This window comes from Pseudomonas sp. PDM18, assembly GCF_014852585.1.
In the GTDB taxonomy this organism is placed as follows: Bacteria; Pseudomonadota; Gammaproteobacteria; order Pseudomonadales; family Pseudomonadaceae; genus Pseudomonas.
This window is the reverse complement of the sequence record NZ_JACVBX010000002.1, coordinates 248621-265585: the sequence shown is the minus strand read 5'-3', so window position 1 is coordinate 265585 and position 16965 is coordinate 248621. Positions and strand designations below refer to the sequence as shown.

Below are 16965 nucleotides of genomic sequence, written 5' to 3'. Positions count from 1 at the left end.
CTCAAGCCGCCCAGGAAAAAGCCCGTTTCGACGGGCTTTTTTCATTTCCAGCAGGGCAAAAAATATGCGTTGCCGTATCATTCGGCGATACATCGCTGCAGTCAGTCCGAGCATGAAATCAGTCCGAGCATGAAATTCGTCATCGCCCTCTTCTCCCCCCCGCACTCGCCGGCAGCCCGACGCGCCCTGCGCTTCGCCGAGGCTGCATTGGCCGGCGGCCACGAAATCACCCGACTGTTCTTCTATCAGGGCGGCGTGCACAGCGCCTCGGCAAACAACGTCTTCAGCCAGGACGAACTGGACGTCGCCGCCGCCTGGACGCGCTTCGTCGCCGACCACCAGCTGGATGGAGTGGTCTGCATTGCCGCCGCGCTGCGCCGGGGTGTGCTCAATACGGAAGAAGCCAACCGCTACTCCCGCCCCGCGGCGAACCTGCAAGCGCCTTGGGAGCTTTCCGGCCTCGGCCAACTACATGAAGCAGCGCAACTGGCGGACCGCCTGGTCTGCTTCGGAGGCAACTGATGGCCAAGTCCCTGCTGATCATCAGCCGCCAGGCGCCCTGGGCCGGCCCAGCCGCCCGCGAGGCGCTGGATATCGCCCTCGCCGGCGGCGCCTTCGACCTGCCGATCTCGATGCTCTTTCTCGATGACGGAGCCTTCCAGCTCGCGCCCGACCAGCGTCCCGCAACGGTCGAGCAGAAGGACCTGCAGGCCAACCTGCAAGCTCTACCACTGTTCGGCGTGGAAGCGCTCTACACCAGTAGCCGCAGCCTCGCAGAGCGCGGACTGGACGGCACCTGCCTGATGCTGCCCGCCCAGGCGCTGGACGATGACGCCCTGCGCAACCTGCTGCAATCCCACGACCAGGTGATTACGATCTGATGGCAACTCTCCACCTGCTCTCGCACTCTCCGTTCAATGACGGCCGATTCGACAGTTGCCTGCTCCTGCTGGGGACAGACGACGGCATCCTGCTGAGCGGCGACGCCGTCTACGCGCTGCGACCCGGCAGCAAACCTGCACAGGCGCTCCAGGCGCTCCCCGCTGGCAACGCATTATTCGCCCTGCAGGAAGACCTGCAGGCCCGCGGCATGAATGGTGTGCCCTCCCGAGTCGTTGCCGTGGGTTACCCCGGTTTCGTCGAACTCTGCACCCGCTTCGACAAGGTGAACGCCTGGCTATGAGCACCCTACTGGTCAACGGCCGCTCCCTGCCGCTGGACAAGGATGGCTACCTCGTCGACCTGAACGACTGGAGCGATGCAGCCGCCGAGGCCCTAGCGCAGAACGAAGGCATCTACCTGACGCCCGAGCACTGGGAAATTCTCCTGCTGCTGCGCGAGTTCTACGGCGAGTTCCAGCTCTCGCCGGCCAACCGTCCACTTATCAAGTACGTAGCCCAGAAGCTGGGCGCGGAAAAGGGCAGCAGTCTGCACCTAAACCTCCTATTCAAGGGCACCCCGGCCAAGCTTGCCGCCAAGCTCGCCGGCCTGCCGAAGCCGACCAATTGCCTATGACCGCCGCCCCGCTCGCCCTGCAGACACCCGCCGAACACCCCTTCGCCCAGTTCGTCCGCATCCTGGGCAAAGGCAAGCGCGGCGCGCGTGGCCTGACCCGCGAGGAAGCCCGCGAAGCCCTCGGCATGATCCTTGACGACAAGGTCGAGGAAGCCCAGCTGGGCGCTTTCCTCATGCTGCTGCGGCACAAGGAGGAAAGCGCCGAGGAACTCGCCGGCTTCACCGAAGCCGTGCGCTCCCGCCTACAGGCGCCGAAGATCGCCGTAGACCTCGACTGGCCCAGCTACGCCGGCAAGAAGCGTCACCTGCCCTGGTACCTGCTGGCCGCCAAGTGCCTGGGAGGCAGCGGCACCCGTATCCTGCTGCACGGCGGCGGCGCGCATACCGCCGGCCGGGTCTACAGCGAACAGCTTCTAGAGCAGCTCGGCCTGCCGCTGTGCCGTGACTGGAGTTCCGTCAGCGCAGCACTGGACGCCAAAGGCATCGCCTTCGCCCCTCTGGTTGACTGGATGCCACGCCTGCAGCACATGATCGATCTGCGCAACACCCTGGGCCTGCGCTCCCCCATGCACTCCGCCGTACGCCTGCTCAACCCGCTGGGCGCTACCTGCGTCCTGCAGAGCATCTTCCACCCCGGCTATCAGGAAGTGCACCGCGAGGGCAGCCGTCTGCTCGGCGACTACGCCATCGTCATCAAGGGCGAAGGCGGCGAGATCGAGATGAACCCCGACGCTACCTCCCACCTCTATGGTTGCCGCGACGGTGAAGCCTGGGACGAGGAGTGGCCGGCGCTCTCGCCGCTGCGCCACGTCAAGCCGGAAACACTGGAACCGGCACATCTGGTGGCCTTCTGGCGTGGCGAAGCTGAGGACGCATACGGCGAACTGGCCGTCCGCGCGACCATGGCACTCGCTCTGCGCGCCCTGGGATTGCAGCGCGACAAAGCCTTCGCGGAAGCCGATAGGCGCTGGGCTGCGCGGGACAAATCGATTTAGTCGATACTTGGAATCCTGTTTTTGCGCTAAACAATCGAGCCACAGCCGATAGACTGGTCCCATCTCCCCCGTTTTCTGGAGCAATCAGATGGGACAGTTGATCGATGGCCGCTGGCATGACCAGTGGTATGACACCAGCAAGGACGGCCGCTTCCAGCGCGAGAACGCGCAGCGCCGCAACTGGGTTACCGCCGACGGCCAGCCCGGCCCCACCGGCGAAGGCGGCTTCCGCGCCGAAGCCGGCCGCTATCACCTCTACGTTTCACTGGCCTGCCCCTGGGCCCACCGCACGCTGATCTACCGCCAGCTCAAGGGCCTGGAATCGCTGATCGACGTTTCCGTCGTCAGTTGGCTGATGCTGGAAAACGGCTGGACCTTCGACAATGCCCTCGGCTCCAGCGGCGACAAGCTGGACGGTCTGACCTTCCTCCACCAGCGCTATACCAAAGATGACCCGCACTACACCGGCCGCGTGACCGTGCCGCTGCTGTGGGACAAGCACGAGCAACGCATCGTCAGCAACGAGTCGGCGGAGATCATCCGTATGTTCAACAGCGCCTTCGACGGCATCACCGGCAACACGCTGGACCTCTACCCCGAGCCGCTGCGCGCGCAGATCGATGAGCTGAACGAGCGCATCTACCCGGCAGTGAACAACGGCGTGTACCGCGCCGGCTTCGCGACGACGCAAGACGCCTACGAAGAGGCCTTCAAGACCCTGTTCAACGAACTGGATTGGCTGGAAGAGCGCCTTGACAAGCAGCGCTATCTGGCCGGCGAATTCCTGACCGAAGCCGACGTGCGCCTGTTCACCACGCTGATCCGCTTCGACGCGGTCTACCACGGCCACTTCAAATGCAACCTGCGGCGCCTGGCGGATTACCCGAACCTGTCCGGCTGGCTGCGCGAGCTGTATCAACTGGAGGGCGTTGCCGGAACGGTGGATTTCCAGCACATCAAGAACCACTACTACGCCAGCCATCGCACCATCAACCCGACCGGCGTCGTGCCGCTCGGCCCTCTGCAGGACTTCACCGGGCCGCACGGACGGGACCACCTGCCGGGTAAAGGGATAGCGCGCAAGGGCTGACCAGCGGCACCGCTCCTCTAGCAGTGGGCCACAACCGCGATTCGCGGGCAAGGTCCGCGCCTGCAGGAGTGCCGAGTCAGATCGGCTTGTCGATACCGTCGTAGACCTTCTGCAGCGCGTCCAGGCGTTCCTGGTAGCGCTGCTTGAGGCAGGCCTTGTTGACGCCACAGGCGCGGCGCTGCTCCAGCCAGGCGAGCTGGGAGTCCCCCAGGTTACCGCGCATGCCCATGGCAAATAGGCCACGCAGCAGGCGGTAGGTCGTCGCCACCTGCACATCCATTTCGGAAAGCTGGCGATCCGCGCAGATGGCCTTCTCGTCTGCCTGCCTGGCCTTTTTGCAGTCGAAGCTGGCCGCATGGGCCGGTAAGGCGAAGCAACCTAGGGCACACGCGGCCCCCAGGATTGCGACGCGCAGGGTTCTCACCGCTGCCCCTCGAACCACGCGAGCTTCTCGCGCAGCTGCACCACTTCCCCGACGATTACCAGGGTTGGCGCATGCACTTCATGCTCGGCCACCAGCGCCGGCAGATTGCCCAGGGTGCCGGTGAAAACCCGCTGATGCAGCGTGGTGCCCTGTTGGATGAGCGCGGCAGGCGTATCGGCGGAGCGACCGTGGCGCACCAGTTGCTCGCAGATGACCGGCAACCCCACCAGGCCCATGTAGAACACCAGCGTCTGCCCGGGAGCGACCAGATCGTTCCACGGCAGGTCGGTGCTGCCATCTTTCAGGTGCCCCGTCACGAAACGCACGGACTGCGCGTAATCGCGGTGAGTCAGCGGAATACCGGCGTAAGCCGCGCAACCGCTGGCCGCCGTGATACCCGGCACGACTTGGAACGGGATGCCATTGGCCGCCAGTTCGTCGATCTCCTCGCCTCCCCGACCGAAGATGAACGGATCACCGCCCTTCAAGCGCAGCACGCGCTTGCCCTGCTGAGCCAGTTCGACCAGCTTGCGATTGATCTCGTCCTGCGGCACGGCGTGGTCCGCACGGCGCTTGCCGACGTAGAGTCGGTCCGCGTCACGCCGACACAACTCGAGGATGGCCGGCGCAACGAGGCGATCGTAGAGCACCACGTCGGCCTGCTGCATCAGTCGCAGCGCGCGGAAGGTCAGCAGGTCGGGATCACCCGGACCGGCGCCAACCAGATAGACCTCACCACTAGACTCGGCCTGCGGCGCTTCCAGCTTGTCCGCCAGCAGGCGCTCGGCCTTGCTCGGCTGGCCGGCGAGCATGCGCTCGGCGATCGGGCCCTGGAAGACGTCTTCCCAGAATTTCCGGCGCTGCTGAAGATCCGGCAGGCGCTGCTTCACGCGCTCGCGGAAGCGGCTGGCAAGACCGGCCAGCTGGCCGTAGGTCGCGGGAATCCAGGTTTCCAGCTTGGCGCGCAGCAGGCGCGCCAATACCGGCGCATCGCCACCGCTGGAAACCGCCACCACCAGTGGCGAGCGGTCGACAATGGCCGGGAAAATCACACTGCACAGGGCCGGCGCATCGACGACATTGACCGGAACGCCACGCTCGTTGGCATCGCGGGAAACCTGCGCATTGAGCGGTTCATCGTCCGTGGCGGCGATGACCAGCACGCAATCCTGCAAGTCTCCCTGGGCGTAGGGACGCAGGAGCAACTCCCCCGCACCCTCCTCGATCAGCTCACGCAGCTCCGAATGCACTTCCGGAGCCACGACTCGCAGCACTGCGCCGGCATCGCTCAGCAGGCGCGCCTTGCGCAGTGCGACATCACCGCCGCCGACCAGTAGCGCGCGACGTCCGCGCAGGATGTGGAACAGCGGCAGGAAGTCCATCTCAGCCGATTACCTCGATGCCCGCCATGTACGGCTTGAGCACTTCCGGCACACGGATCGAGCCGTCGGCCTGCTGGTAGTTCTCCAGCACGGCGACCAGGGTGCGGCCCACGGCCAGGCCCGAGCCGTTGAGGGTGTGCACCAGCTCCGGCTTGCCAGTTTCCGGGTTGCGGTAGCGCGCCTGCATGCGGCGGGCCTGGAAGTCGCCGCAGTTGGAGCAGGAGGAAATCTCGCGGTACTTGTCCTGGCTCGGCACCCAGACTTCGAGGTCATAGGTCTTGGCCGCGCCGAAGCCCATGTCGCCGGTACACAGCGCCAGGGCGCGGTACGGCAGCTCCAGGGCCTGGAGGACCTTCTCGGCATTGCCGACCAGGCTTTCCAGGGCCTCCCAGGACTTAGACGGCTCGACGATCTGCACCATCTCGACCTTGTCGAACTGGTGCTGGCGGATCATGCCGCGGGTATCGCGGCCCGACGCACCGGCTTCGCTGCGGAAGCAGGGCGTGTGAGCGACGAACTTCAGCGGCAGCTCCTTCGCATCGAGGATCTGGCCGGCAACGATGTTGGTCAGCGAGACTTCGGCGGTCGGGATCAGGTACAGGTCCGCTTCGTCTTCGCGCTGGATCTTGAACAGGTCTTCCTCGAACTTCGGCAACTGGCCGGTGCCTTGCAGCGCCGGAGCCTGCACCAGGTACGGGGTGTAGGCCTCTTCGTAGCCGTGTTCGCGGGTGTGCAGGTCGATCATGAACTGCGCCAGGGCGCGGTGCAGGCGGGCGATCGGGCCGCGCATCAGCGCAAAGCGGGCACCGGACAGGCGGGCGGCGGTCTCGAAGTCCAGCCAGCCATGTTGCTCGCCCAGGGCGACGTGGTCCTTGATGTCGAAATCGAAGGTACGCGGGGTGCCCCAGCGACGGACTTCGACGTTCTCCTCCTCGTCAGCGCCCACCGGCACCGACTCGTGGGGCAGGTTGGGGATGTTCAGCAGCAGGCTGTCCAGCTCGGCCTGGATGGCGTCCAGCTCGCGCTTGCCGGATTCCAGCTCCTCGGCCATGCGGTTGACCTCGGCCTTCAGCGGCGCGACGTCTTCACCATTCTTCATGGCCTGGCCAATGGCCTTGGAGCGCGAGTTACGCTCGGCCTGCAGGGTCTCGGTACGGGTTTGCACGGACTTGCGCTGGCTCTCAAGCGCTTCGATACGCGCCACATCCAGGGTGAAGCCACGGGTGGCCAGGCGTTCGGCCACTTCCTGCGGCTGGGTACGAACCAGTTTGGAATCGAGCATGGTGTCTTCTCGTGTCTAGTGTCAGGCGGCGCTCGCGGGCGCCACTTCAGGATTTTCTGCGACGGCGGGAACTGGCCTTGTCGAGGCTGGCCAGGTGGCGCAGCTTTTCGCCAATCTTCAGTTCGAGCCCGCGCGGCACGGGTTGGTAATACTGGCGCGGTTCCATGGCCTCGGGGAAGTAGTCTTCTCCAGCCGCATAGGCATCCGGCTCATCATGGGCATAGCGGTACTCGTCGCCATAGCCCAGGTTCTTCATCAGCTTTGTCGGTGCATTGCGCAGATGCAGCGGCACCTCCAGCGAGCCACTCTCCGCCACGTCACGGCGCGCCGTGTTATAGGCGTTGTAGACAGCATTGCTCTTCGGCGCGCAGGCCAGGTACACGATAGCCTGCGCAATCGCCAGCTCACCTTCAGGACTGCCAAGGCGCTCCTGCACATCCCAGGCATGAAGGCACAGGGTCAGGGCCCGCGGATCAGCATTGCCGATGTCCTCGCTGGCCATGCGCACCACGCGGCGGGCGATATAGAGCGGGTCGCAGCCGCCATCGAGCATACGTGAATACCAGTACAGCGCGCCGTCAGGGCTGGAACCGCGCACCGACTTGTGCAGCGCGCTGATCTGGTCGTAGAAGGCCTCGCCACCCTTGTCAAAGCGCCGGCGCGAGTCGCCCAGCAGGTTCTGCAGCAGCTCGGCGCTGATTTCGCCGTTGTCCTCGGCGAGGTCGGAGGCGTTCTCCAGCAGGTTGAGCAGGCGCCGCCCATCACCATCAGCGGCAGCCATGAGGATGGCGAAGCTGTCGTCAGGCAGGCTCAGGTTGCGCTTGCCCAGCCCCTTCTCCTCGGTCAGCGCGCGCTCGACCAGTCGTCGCAGGGCTGCTTCGTCCAGGCTTTTCAGCACATAGACGCGGGCGCGGGAGAGCAGCGCGTTATTCAGCTCGAAAGACGGGTTCTCGGTGGTAGCGCCAATGAAGATCAGCGTGCCGTCTTCCACATAGGGCAGGAAGGCATCCTGCTGGCTCTTGTTGAAGCGATGCACTTCGTCGACGAAGAGGATGGTGCGGCGGCCGTACTGCGCCGCGTGCTGCTTGGCCACTTCCACTGACTGGCGGATTTCCTTCACACCCGAGAGCACCGCGGAGATGGTCTCGAAATGCGCGTCGGTGACCTGGGCCAGCAGCTTCGCCAGGGTGGTCTTGCCCACTCCGGGCGGGCCCCAGAAGATCATTGAGTGCAGCGCACCCTGCTCCAGTGCCTCGCGCAGCGGCTTGCCGCGGGCGAGCAGGTGCTCCTGGCCGACGTACTCGTCCAGGCTGGTCGCGCGCAGGCGCGCGGCCAGGGGCTGGGAAACGGGGGCGGAGCGGAACAGATCCACTGTCTTACCTATTACTTAAAGCAGGCGCCGGGCGCCGATCATTCCTGGATGACGTCGACGCCCTTGGGCACGTCGAAGACGAATTGCTTGGCGTCCATCGTCTCGTTCATCTTCACGTCGAAGAACAGGATATTGGTGCGCTGCCCCACGCTGTCGATCAGCTGCATGTCATTCACCACGCCGCTGCGGAAGGAAATCCGCAGGCTGTCGAACAGGGTGTCCTTGGACTTCGGCTTGAGGGTGAAGTCGACCACGTTACCGCCATCTTTGGCGGTGATGTCGAAGCTCTGGCCGATCTTCGACACGTCGCCGGAGAGCAGCAGCGCCGGGGTCTGGGTCAGGCGCTGATCAAGCTTCTGGATGGTCACCTGCTCCAGGTCCGGGTCGTACAGCCAGATCTTCTCCCCATTGGAGATCAGCAGCTGCTCGTTCGGCGCATCGGTGTGCCAACGGAACAGGCCGGGGCGTTTCAGGCCCAGGGTGCCGGCGGTTTCCTGAAGGCGGGTGCCGCTGCCGTCCAGGGTCAGCTGGGAAAAGCGCGCGGTCATTGTCTGGGCCTTGGTAAGCATCCCGCTCAGGCGCTGCGCAGCAGCCTCGTCGGCATGGGCCTGGACGCCGGCAACAGCAAGCGCAGCAACGAACAACAGGCGGATCAGACGCATCGAAATCCTCGAAGTCGAATCAATCACGGATCGGGGCCGGCGCCATTACTTCGCGCGAGCCATTGGTATTCATCGGAGTGACCACACCGGCCATTTCCATCGCTTCGATCATCCGCGCGGCGCGGTTGTAGCCGATCTTCAGCTTGCGCTGTACGGCGGAGATCGAAGCCCGGCGGCTTTCGGTCACGAAGCGCACTGCCTCGTCGTAGAGCGGATCGTCCTCGCTGCCCTCGCCACCTTCGCCGCCACCGCCACCTTCGAACGAACCGCCACCGCCCTCATCGGCGCCGGCGAGGATGTCCTCGATGTAGTTCGGCGCGCCACGTAGTTTCCACGCCTCGACGACGCGGTGCACCTCATCGTCGGAGACGAAGGCGCCATGGACGCGGATCGGCAGGCCGGTGCCCGGCGGCAGGTAGAGCATGTCGCCATGACCCAGCAGTTGCTCGGCGCCGCCCTGGTCAAGGATGGTGCGCGAGTCGATCTTGCTGGAGACCTGGAAAGCGATACGGGTCGGGATGTTCGCCTTGATCAGGCCTGTGATCACGTCCACCGACGGACGCTGGGTCGCCAGGATCAGGTGGATTCCCGCCGCACGCGCCTTCTGGGCGATACGCGCGATCAACTCTTCCACCTTCTTGCCGACGATCATCATCATGTCGGCGAATTCGTCGACCACCACCACGATGGTCGGCAGGGTCTGCAGCAGCGGCGCTTCGTCTTCCATGCTCTCGCGGCGGTACAGCGGGTCGGTCAGCGGGGCGCCGGCCTCCTCCGCGTCCTTCACCTTGCGGTTGAAGCCGGCGAGGTTACGCACGCCCATGGCCGCCATCAGCTTGTAGCGGCGCTCCATCTCGGCGACGCTCCAGCGCAGCGCGTTGGCAGCCTCCTTCATGTCGGTGACGACCGGGCAGAGCAGGTGCGGAATGCCTTCGTAGATCGACAATTCCAGCATCTTCGGGTCGATCATGATCAGCCGCGCCTCTTCCGGCGTGGACTTGAACAGGATCGACAGCAGCATGGCGTTCACGCCCACCGACTTACCGGAACCGGTGGTACCGGCCACCAGCAGGTGCGGCATCTTTGCCAGGTCGGTGATGACCGGGTTGCCGCCGATGTCGTGGCCCAGGGCCAGCGGCACGGTGGACTTGTGTTCGTCGTATTCCGGCGTCATCAGCACTTCGGAGAAGCGCACCATCTGCCGGTCTTCGTTGGGAATCTCGATGCCGACGGTGGTCTTGCCGGGGATGACTTCCACCACGCGCACGCTGATGACGGCCAGCGAGCGCGCCAGGTCCTTGGCCAGGTTGGAGATGCGGCTGACCTTCACACCGGCGGCCGGCTGGATTTCGAAACGGGTGATCACCGGGCCCGGATGCACGGACTCGACGATGACCTCGACGCCGAACTCCTTGAGTTTGATCTCCAGCAGGCGCGACATGGCCTCCAGGGACTCGGGCGAGTAGCTCTGTTTCTTTTCCGACGCCGGGTCGAGGATCGACAGCGGCGGCAGCGTGCCTTCCACGGCAGTATCGACGAACAGCGGCGCCTGCTTCTCTTTCAGCACGCGCTTGCTCGGCTCGGCCGGCTTGGTGGGCGGCGGCGGGACGTCGATCTTCGGCGCCACGCGCTTCTCGCGCTCCTGCACGCTCTTGACCAGCGCTTCCTCGCGCTCGATCAGGCGCTCCTTGACCTTGGCCTGCTCGCGGCGGTCCGCCACGATGGGCGCGGCGACTTCGGCCACACGCTCGTCGACCTCACGCAACTGGGCGACGAGCTGCTTGTGCTCGCTGCGGGCGCTCCACCAGCGGTTGGTGGCGTTATGAATGAGTTCGAACAGATCGAGGGTGATCTTGCCAGTGACGTCCATCACCTTGAACCAGGACAGGTCGGCGAACACCGTCATGCCGAACAGGAACAGCGCCAGGAACAGCAGCGTGCTGCCCTGCACGTTCAGCGCATTGATGCCCAGTTGGCCCAGGCTCTCGCCCAGAGCCCCGCCAGCCGTGGCCGGCATATGGGCACCGCTGGTGTGGAAATGGATGTAAGCCAGTGCGGAGCCGGACAGGACCAGGAACACCAGGCCGATCAGACGCCAGGAGAACAGCCAGCCGCTCCACTCCCAGGGCATGTGGCGCTTACGGAAGACCTGGTAGGTCTTCACCGCCAGCAGCAGCGGGAACAGGTAGGCGAAATAGCCCAACACCATGAACAGGATGTCCGCGCTCAGCGCGCCCAAGCGTCCGGCCGCGTTCTGCACCTGCTCGACGTGGCTGGAGTGGCTCCAGCCCGGATCGGAGGAATCGTAGGTGAGCAGCGCCATCCACAGGTAAAGGCAGAGCGCACCGAGCGCGATCAGAGCCCCTTCCTTAAGACGGTAGTGCAGTTGCTGGCGCCAGGCGGCGGCATGGCTTGCTGTGGTGTCCTTCAAAACGCTTCTATTCCTGCGCTATACGCGCGTCCGAGAGTCGTTGGGCCGCGAAATGGGCCTATTGTACGGCTTTGGCCGGCCGATGCCAGCGAACCCGGGCGTGTCCGATTGCGCTTTTGCCGGCTTTCCGGGGTTCGGTGTAGCATAGCCCAACACCGCTTTTCGGCTGCTCAATTGGAGCATGCATTCTCTTACGTGACAAAGGCTTATGGAGTCTTTTTATGAGTGAAGTCAAGCATTCGCGCCTGATCATCCTGGGCTCCGGCCCCGCGGGCTACACCGCGGCCGTGTACGCTGCGCGCGCCAACCTCAAGCCTGTTGTCATCACCGGAATCCAGCCCGGCGGCCAGCTGACCACCACCACCGAGGTCGACAACTGGCCCGGCGACGTCGAGGGTCTGACCGGTCCGGCCCTGATGCAGCGCATGGAGCAGCACGCCAAGCGATTCGATACCGAGATCGTCTACGACCACATCCACACCGCCGAGTTGCAGCAGAAGCCCTTCACCCTCAAGGGCGACAGCGGCACCTACACTTGCGACGCGCTGATCATCGCCACCGGCGCCTCGGCCCAGTACCTGGGCATGTCCTCGGAAGAAGCCTTCATGGGCAAGGGCGTTTCCGCCTGCGCTACCTGTGACGGTTTCTTCTACCGCAACCAGGTCGTCTGCGTGGTCGGAGGCGGCAACACCGCCGTGGAAGAGGCGTTGTACCTGTCCAACATCGCCAAGGAAGTCCACCTGATCCACCGCCGCGACAAGCTGCGCTCGGAGAAGATTCTGCAGGACAAGCTGTTCGAGAAAGCCAAGAACGGCAACGTACGCCTGCACTGGAATACCACCCTGGACGAAGTCCTGGGCGACAACATGGGCGTGATCGGCGTTCGCCTGAAGGACGCTGAAAGCGGCGAAACTCGCCAACTGGACCTGTCCGGCGTGTTCATCGCCATCGGCCACAAGCCCAACACCGACCTGTTCAAGGGTCAGCTGGAGATGCACGACGGCTACCTGAAGATCAAAGGCGGCGCCGAAGGCAACGCGACCCTGACCAGCATCGACGGCGTGTTCGCCGCCGGCGATGTGGCCGACCACGTTTACCGCCAGGCGATCACTTCCGCCGGTGCCGGCTGCATGGCCGCGCTGGACGCCGAAAAGTTCCTCGACGACAACTGATCGGCGCCAGGGGAGGCTCGCCCTCCCCTCCTCCCTATGATCAAGTGGCTTTCCCGCAGCAATTTCGACTTTCCGCCCCTCGATAAGGCCCTGCATGAGCCCAACGGACTGCTTGCGGCCGGCGGAGACCTCAACCCGCAGCGCCTGATCCAGGCCTACCGCCATGGCTGCTTCCCCTGGTATCAGGACGGCCAGCCGATTCTCTGGTGGTCGCCCGACCCGCGCACCGTTCTGCTTCCCGAAGAACTGCACGTCTCCCGCAGCCTCGCCAAGGTCATCCGCCAGCAGCAGTACCAGGTCACCATCGACCGGGCCTTCGAGCAAGTCATCCACGGCTGCGCGGGCCCGCGCGATTATGCGGACGGCACGTGGATCACCACGCCGATGCAGGACGCCTATTGCGAGCTTCACCGCCTGGGTATCGCTCACTCGGCAGAAGCTTGGCGCGGCAGCGAACTGGTCGGCGGACTTTACGGGCTGGCCATCGGTCGCCTGTTCTTCGGCGAATCCATGTTCAGCCACGCCGACAATGCCTCCAAGGTCGCCTTCGTCACCCTGGTGCAACGCCTGCAGGCCGCTGGTTTCGTGATGATCGACTGCCAGATGCCGACCCAACACCTGCACAGTTTCGGCGCCCGCCCTATTTCCCGCTGCGAATTCGCCAGCTACCTGCTGCGTCATCTCGACGAAACGCCATCGCAGGACTGGACTTCGCAGGCGGACCCGCTCAGCCTGTCTTAAACTTGCTTGAGGGACCTCGCAGGGGTTGAAGATGACCGAGCTCGCCCGCCTGAAGTTTTACGCCACGCAACCGCATCCATGCAGCTATCTGCCCGAGGAACAGGCCACCACCCTGTTCCTCGATCCCAGCCAGCCCATGGACGCGCAGCTGTATGCCTCGCTGTCTGAGGTCGGCTTCCGGCGCAGCGGTGAGCACCTCTATCGGCCACACTGCCAGCATTGCACCGCGTGCATCCCCGCGCGCATTCCAACCGCCGGTTTTCAACCGAGCCGCCAACAGAAGCGCATCATCAAGCGCAACGCCGATCTGGAAGTCATCCGCAAGCGCCCCGCCTTCACCGAGGAGTACTACGCCCTCTATATGCGCTACATCGAGCAGCGCCATGCCGACGGGGACATGTATCCGCCCAGTCGCGACCAGTTCGCCACCTTCCTGGTGCGCGACCTGCCGTTCAGCTGCTTCTTCGAATTCCGCCTGCACGGCAGATTGCTCGCCGTAGCAGTGACCGATGTCCTGCCCAACGGCCTCTCCGCGGTCTACACCTTCTACGACCCGGACGAGGAGCGGCGAAGTCTCGGCCGATTCGCCATCCTCTGGCAGGTGGCCGAAACCGAACGCCTGAACCTGCACGCCGTCTACCTCGGCTACTGGATCAAGAACTGCCGGAAGATGAACTACAAGACCCAGTACCGCCCGATCGAGCTTTTCGTGAACCAGCGCTGGGTGGCGTTGAACTGAAGCGAAAAACAGCCATTGGCGTTGCGAGGCGATTTCAGGCACAATGTGTGCCTTTTTTAATGCCCTGAAACTTCAGGCAACCATAGATACCGAGGGTTCTACTGCATGTCGAAAGAAGACAGCTTCGAAATGGAAGGCACTGTCGTCGACACCCTGCCCAACACCATGTTTCGCGTGGAGTTGGAGAACGGGCACGTCGTTACCGCGCACATCTCCGGGAAGATGCGCAAGAATTACATCCGCATCCTGACCGGCGATAAAGTTCGCGTTGAACTGACGCCCTACGACCTGTCCAAGGGTCGCATCACCTACCGCGCTCGCTGACAGACGGTAGGCGCCGGCAAGAAACCGGCACACAGAAAAACGCCCGGCATTGCCGGGCGTTTTCGTTTGGCCTGACGAAAGCGCGTCAGGCTGGCTCTGCTGCGATCACCTCGAACTCGAAGGCCAGCTCGCCATCCTTCAGGTCCACATGAGCCACGCCGCCGTGCTCAGCCAACTCGCCGAACAGGATCTCCTCAGCCAACGGCCGCTTGATCTTGTCCTGGATGAGCCGCGCCATCGGGCGAGCGCCCATTTGCGGGTCGTACCCCTTATCCGCCAACCAAGCACGCGCCGAATCGCTGACCTCGATTTGCACGTGCTTATCCTCCAGCTGCGCCTGCAGCTCGGTGAGGAACTTGTCGACGATGCTCTTGATGGTCTCGTGACTCAGGCGGCCGAACTGGATGATGGTGTCCAGGCGGTTGCGGAACTCCGGCGTGAAGCTCTTCTTGATCACTTCCATGGCATCGGTGGAGTGGTCCTGCTGCGTGAAGCCAATAGAGGCCCGCGCCGCGGTTTCCGCGCCTGCGTTGGTGGTCATGATCAGGATGACGTTGCGGAAGTCCGCCTTGCGCCCGTTGTTGTCGGTCAGGGTGCCGTGGTCCATCACCTGCAGCAGCAGGTTGAAGACTTCCGGGTGCGCCTTCTCGATCTCGTCCAGTAGCAGCACGCAGTGCGGCGTCTTGGTGATCGCCTCGGTCAGCAGACCGCCCTGGTCGAAACCGACGTAGCCCGGAGGCGCACCGATCAGACGGGACACGGTATGCCGCTCCATGTACTCGGACATGTCGAAGCGCACCAGTTCCACGCCCAGCGCCTTGGCCAGCTGGCGAGCCACCTCGGTCTTACCCACACCGGTCGGACCGGAGAACAGGAAGGAACCGACCGGCTTGTCCGGCGACTTGAGGCCGGCACGCGACAGCTTGATCGCGGTGGACAGCGACTCGATGGCTGCAGCCTGGCCGAACACGGTCAGCTTGAGATCGCGCTCAAGGTTACGCAGCAGCTCTTTATCGGAGCTGGACACGTGCTTGGGCGGAATCCTCGCAATTTTCGCGACGATATCCTCGACCTGCGGCACTTCGATGCGCTTCACGCGCTTCTCTTCCGGCTGCAGTCGCTGGTAGGCACCCGCCTCGTCGATCACATCGATGGCCTTGTCCGGCATGTGGCGGTCATTGATGTAGCGGGCGGCCAGTTCAGCGGCGGCACGCAGCGCCTCATCGCTGTACTCGATGTGATGGTGCTGCTCGAAGCGTGGCTTCAGGCCTTTCAGAATACCGAAGGTATCCTCGACGGACGGCTCGGTGACATCGACCTTCTGGAAGCGACGAGCCAGCGCGCGATCCTTCTCGAAGATGCCGCGGAACTCCTGGAAAGTGGTCGAGCCAATGCAGCGAATCTCACCGGACGAAAGCAGCGGCTTCAGCAGGTTGGACGCATCCATCACCCCACCCGATGCTGCACCGGCGCCGATGATGGTGTGGATTTCGTCGATGAACAGCACAGCGTGCGGACGTTTGCGCAACTCGTTGAGCAGCGCCTTGAAGCGCTTCTCGAAGTCGCCGCGGTACTTGGTGCCCGCCAGCAATGCGCCCAAGTCCAGGGAATAGACGACGCTATCGGACAGCAGGTCCGGCACCTGGCCGTCGACGATACGCTTGGCCAGACCTTCGGCGATGGCGGTCTTGCCGACGCCAGCCTCACCCACCAGCAGCGGGTTGTTCTTACGGCGACGAGCGAGGATCTGCGCGACGCGCTCAACTTCCGATTCACGACCAACCAGCGGGTCAATGCGACCTTGGCGCGCCAAATCGTTCAGGTTGCTGGCATAGGCATCCAGCGGATGACTGGAAGTGGAAGACTCGCCGCCCTCCTCGTCCTGCATCTCCTGCTCGCTGTCCTGATGCTCGGCATGGCCCGGCACCTTGGAGATGCCATGGGCAATGTAGTTGACCACGTCGATCCGCGCGACGCTCTGCTGCTTGAGCAGGAACACCGCCTGGCTCTCCTGCTCGCTGAAGATGGCGACCAGCACATTAGCGCCGGTAACTTCGCGCTTGCCGGAACTCTGCACGTGGAATACGGCACGCTGCAGAACGCGCTGGAAGCCCAGGGTCGGCTGGGTTTCGCGATCCTCGTCGTGCTGGGGGATCAGCGGCGTGGTGGAATCAATGAACTCCTGCAGGTCTCGCCGCAGTTTGTCCAGATTCGCACCGCACGCCTTCAGAACCGTTGCGGCAGCCTCATTATCAAGAAGCGCCAACAGCAAGTGCTCAACGGTCATGAACTCATGCCGCTTCGCCCGCGCCTCCTTGAAGGCGAGATTGAGGGTGACTTCGAGCTCTCGATTCAACATGACTTCACCTCGCTCCCAAACATCCGCATCAACCTTCTATCTCAATTTCGCACAACAGTGGATGTTGGCTCTCCCTCGCATATTGATTGACCTGCATGGCTTTGGTTTCCGCGACATCACGGGTAAAGGTCCCGCAGTGCGCCTTGCCCTGGGTATGCACAGTCAACATGACCTTGGTTGCCTGCTCGCGGTTCATGTTGAAGTACAGCTCGAGCACCTCAACCACGAAATCCATCGGGGTGTAATCATCGTTGAACATGATGACCCGATACATCGATGGTGCCTTCAGGGCAGGCTTGGCTTCTTCAACCGCCAGCCCCGCCCCGTCGTCTTCCAATGGATCCGGGCGGTCCTGATTGAATGTTAGTCGAATCTGGCTACTTGCATGCATGCTGGAATAAAAGCTTTGCGAGTGGGTGAATGAGTGGGCCGACCGGAGTTTGAAACACCTCCCAGGCCCAGACGACGCCGCCTTGA

Annotated in this window: 18 protein-coding genes; 10 read left to right on the top strand and 8 right to left on the bottom strand. The window is 63.7% G+C overall.

What is annotated here, in order from left to right:
- Positions 1–129: 129 nt before the first annotated feature.
- The 6 genes from tusD to IB274_RS06000 all read left to right on the top strand — a co-directional run bounded on the left by tusD (position 130) and on the right by IB274_RS06000 (position 3600).
- On the top strand, positions 130–522 hold the full coding sequence (gene tusD / locus IB274_RS06025; RefSeq protein ID WP_192431120.1) for a sulfurtransferase complex subunit TusD: 393 nt from the start codon (positions 130–132) through the stop codon (positions 520–522).
- The gene (gene tusC, locus IB274_RS06020) at positions 522–881 is read left to right on the top strand and encodes a sulfurtransferase complex subunit TusC (RefSeq protein ID WP_192431119.1); all 360 of its coding nucleotides are present in this window, start codon (positions 522–524) and stop codon (positions 879–881) included. Before tusD ends, tusC begins: the two co-directional genes overlap by 1 nt.
- Positions 881–1183, top strand: coding sequence for a sulfurtransferase complex subunit TusB (tusB, locus tag IB274_RS06015; protein WP_192431118.1), 303 nt, complete (start codon positions 881–883; stop codon positions 1181–1183). The genes tusC and tusB overlap by 1 nt, the downstream gene beginning before the upstream one ends.
- On the top strand, positions 1180–1515 hold the full coding sequence (locus IB274_RS06010; RefSeq protein WP_192431117.1) for a TusE/DsrC/DsvC family sulfur relay protein: 336 nt from the start codon (positions 1180–1182) through the stop codon (positions 1513–1515). Before tusB ends, IB274_RS06010 begins: the two co-directional genes overlap by 4 nt.
- On the top strand, positions 1512–2510 hold the full coding sequence (locus IB274_RS06005) for a glycosyl transferase family protein (RefSeq protein WP_192431116.1): 999 nt from the start codon (positions 1512–1514) through the stop codon (positions 2508–2510). The genes IB274_RS06010 and IB274_RS06005 overlap by 4 nt, the downstream gene beginning before the upstream one ends.
- Positions 2511–2598: 88 nt before the next feature.
- Positions 2599–3600, top strand: a complete 1002-nt coding sequence (locus IB274_RS06000) for a glutathione S-transferase family protein (protein ID WP_192431115.1) — start codon at positions 2599–2601, stop codon at positions 3598–3600.
- A 76-nt stretch (positions 3601–3676) separates the two neighbouring features.
- On the opposite strand, the gene IB274_RS05995 is transcribed toward IB274_RS06000, so the two are convergent.
- From IB274_RS05995 to ftsK, 6 genes are read right to left on the bottom strand one after another with little or no spacing between them, the layout of a single operon-like run.
- Positions 3677–4024 (bottom strand): lysozyme inhibitor LprI family protein, encoded by a 348-nt coding sequence (locus IB274_RS05995; RefSeq protein ID WP_192431114.1) that lies wholly within the window; start codon positions 4022–4024, stop codon positions 3677–3679.
- A complete protein-coding gene (gene cysG, locus IB274_RS05990; protein ID WP_192431113.1) occupies positions 4021–5406 on the bottom strand; it encodes a siroheme synthase CysG in 1386 nt (461 codons plus the stop codon). Before cysG ends, IB274_RS05995 begins: the two co-directional genes overlap by 4 nt.
- A gap of 1 nt (position 5407) precedes the next feature.
- Positions 5408–6688, bottom strand: a complete 1281-nt coding sequence (gene serS / locus IB274_RS05985; protein WP_081520469.1) for a serine--tRNA ligase — start codon at positions 6686–6688, stop codon at positions 5408–5410.
- A 46-nt stretch (positions 6689–6734) separates the two neighbouring features.
- Positions 6735–8060: a replication-associated recombination protein A gene (locus tag IB274_RS05980; protein WP_192431112.1), complete on the bottom strand. Its 1326-nt coding sequence runs from the start codon at positions 8058–8060 to the stop codon at positions 6735–6737.
- A gap of 38 nt (positions 8061–8098) precedes the next feature.
- Positions 8099–8722: an outer membrane lipoprotein chaperone LolA gene (gene lolA, locus IB274_RS05975; protein WP_192431111.1), complete on the bottom strand. Its 624-nt coding sequence runs from the start codon at positions 8720–8722 to the stop codon at positions 8099–8101.
- Positions 8723–8741: 19 nt separating this feature from the next.
- The gene (gene ftsK / locus IB274_RS05970; RefSeq protein WP_192431110.1) at positions 8742–11153 is read right to left on the bottom strand and encodes a DNA translocase FtsK; all 2412 of its coding nucleotides are present in this window, start codon (positions 11151–11153) and stop codon (positions 8742–8744) included.
- Positions 11154–11374: 221 nt separating this feature from the next.
- On the opposite strand from ftsK, the gene trxB reads away from it, so the two are divergent.
- The 4 genes from trxB (at position 11375) to infA (ending at position 14129) form a co-directional block, all read left to right on the top strand.
- On the top strand, positions 11375–12325 hold the full coding sequence (gene trxB / locus IB274_RS05965; RefSeq protein WP_081520473.1) for a thioredoxin-disulfide reductase: 951 nt from the start codon (positions 11375–11377) through the stop codon (positions 12323–12325).
- Between the two features lie 36 nt (positions 12326–12361).
- A complete protein-coding gene (gene aat, locus IB274_RS05960) occupies positions 12362–13066 on the top strand; it encodes a leucyl/phenylalanyl-tRNA--protein transferase (RefSeq protein ID WP_192431109.1) in 705 nt (234 codons plus the stop codon).
- Between the two features lie 31 nt (positions 13067–13097).
- Entirely contained in the window at positions 13098–13805 is a 708-nt protein-coding gene (locus IB274_RS05955) for an arginyltransferase (RefSeq protein WP_192431108.1), read from the top strand.
- Between the two features lie 105 nt (positions 13806–13910).
- Positions 13911–14129, top strand: coding sequence for a translation initiation factor IF-1 (infA, locus tag IB274_RS05950; protein WP_002553999.1), 219 nt, complete (start codon positions 13911–13913; stop codon positions 14127–14129).
- An 85-nt stretch (positions 14130–14214) separates the two neighbouring features.
- On the opposite strand, the gene clpA is transcribed toward infA, so the two are convergent.
- A complete protein-coding gene (clpA, locus tag IB274_RS05945) occupies positions 14215–16488 on the bottom strand; it encodes an ATP-dependent Clp protease ATP-binding subunit ClpA (protein WP_192431107.1) in 2274 nt (757 codons plus the stop codon).
- 28 nt (positions 16489–16516) lie between these two features.
- On the bottom strand, positions 16517–16879 hold the full coding sequence (clpS, locus tag IB274_RS05940) for an ATP-dependent Clp protease adapter ClpS (RefSeq protein WP_026078807.1): 363 nt from the start codon (positions 16877–16879) through the stop codon (positions 16517–16519).
- Positions 16880–16965: the final 86 nt, after the last annotated feature.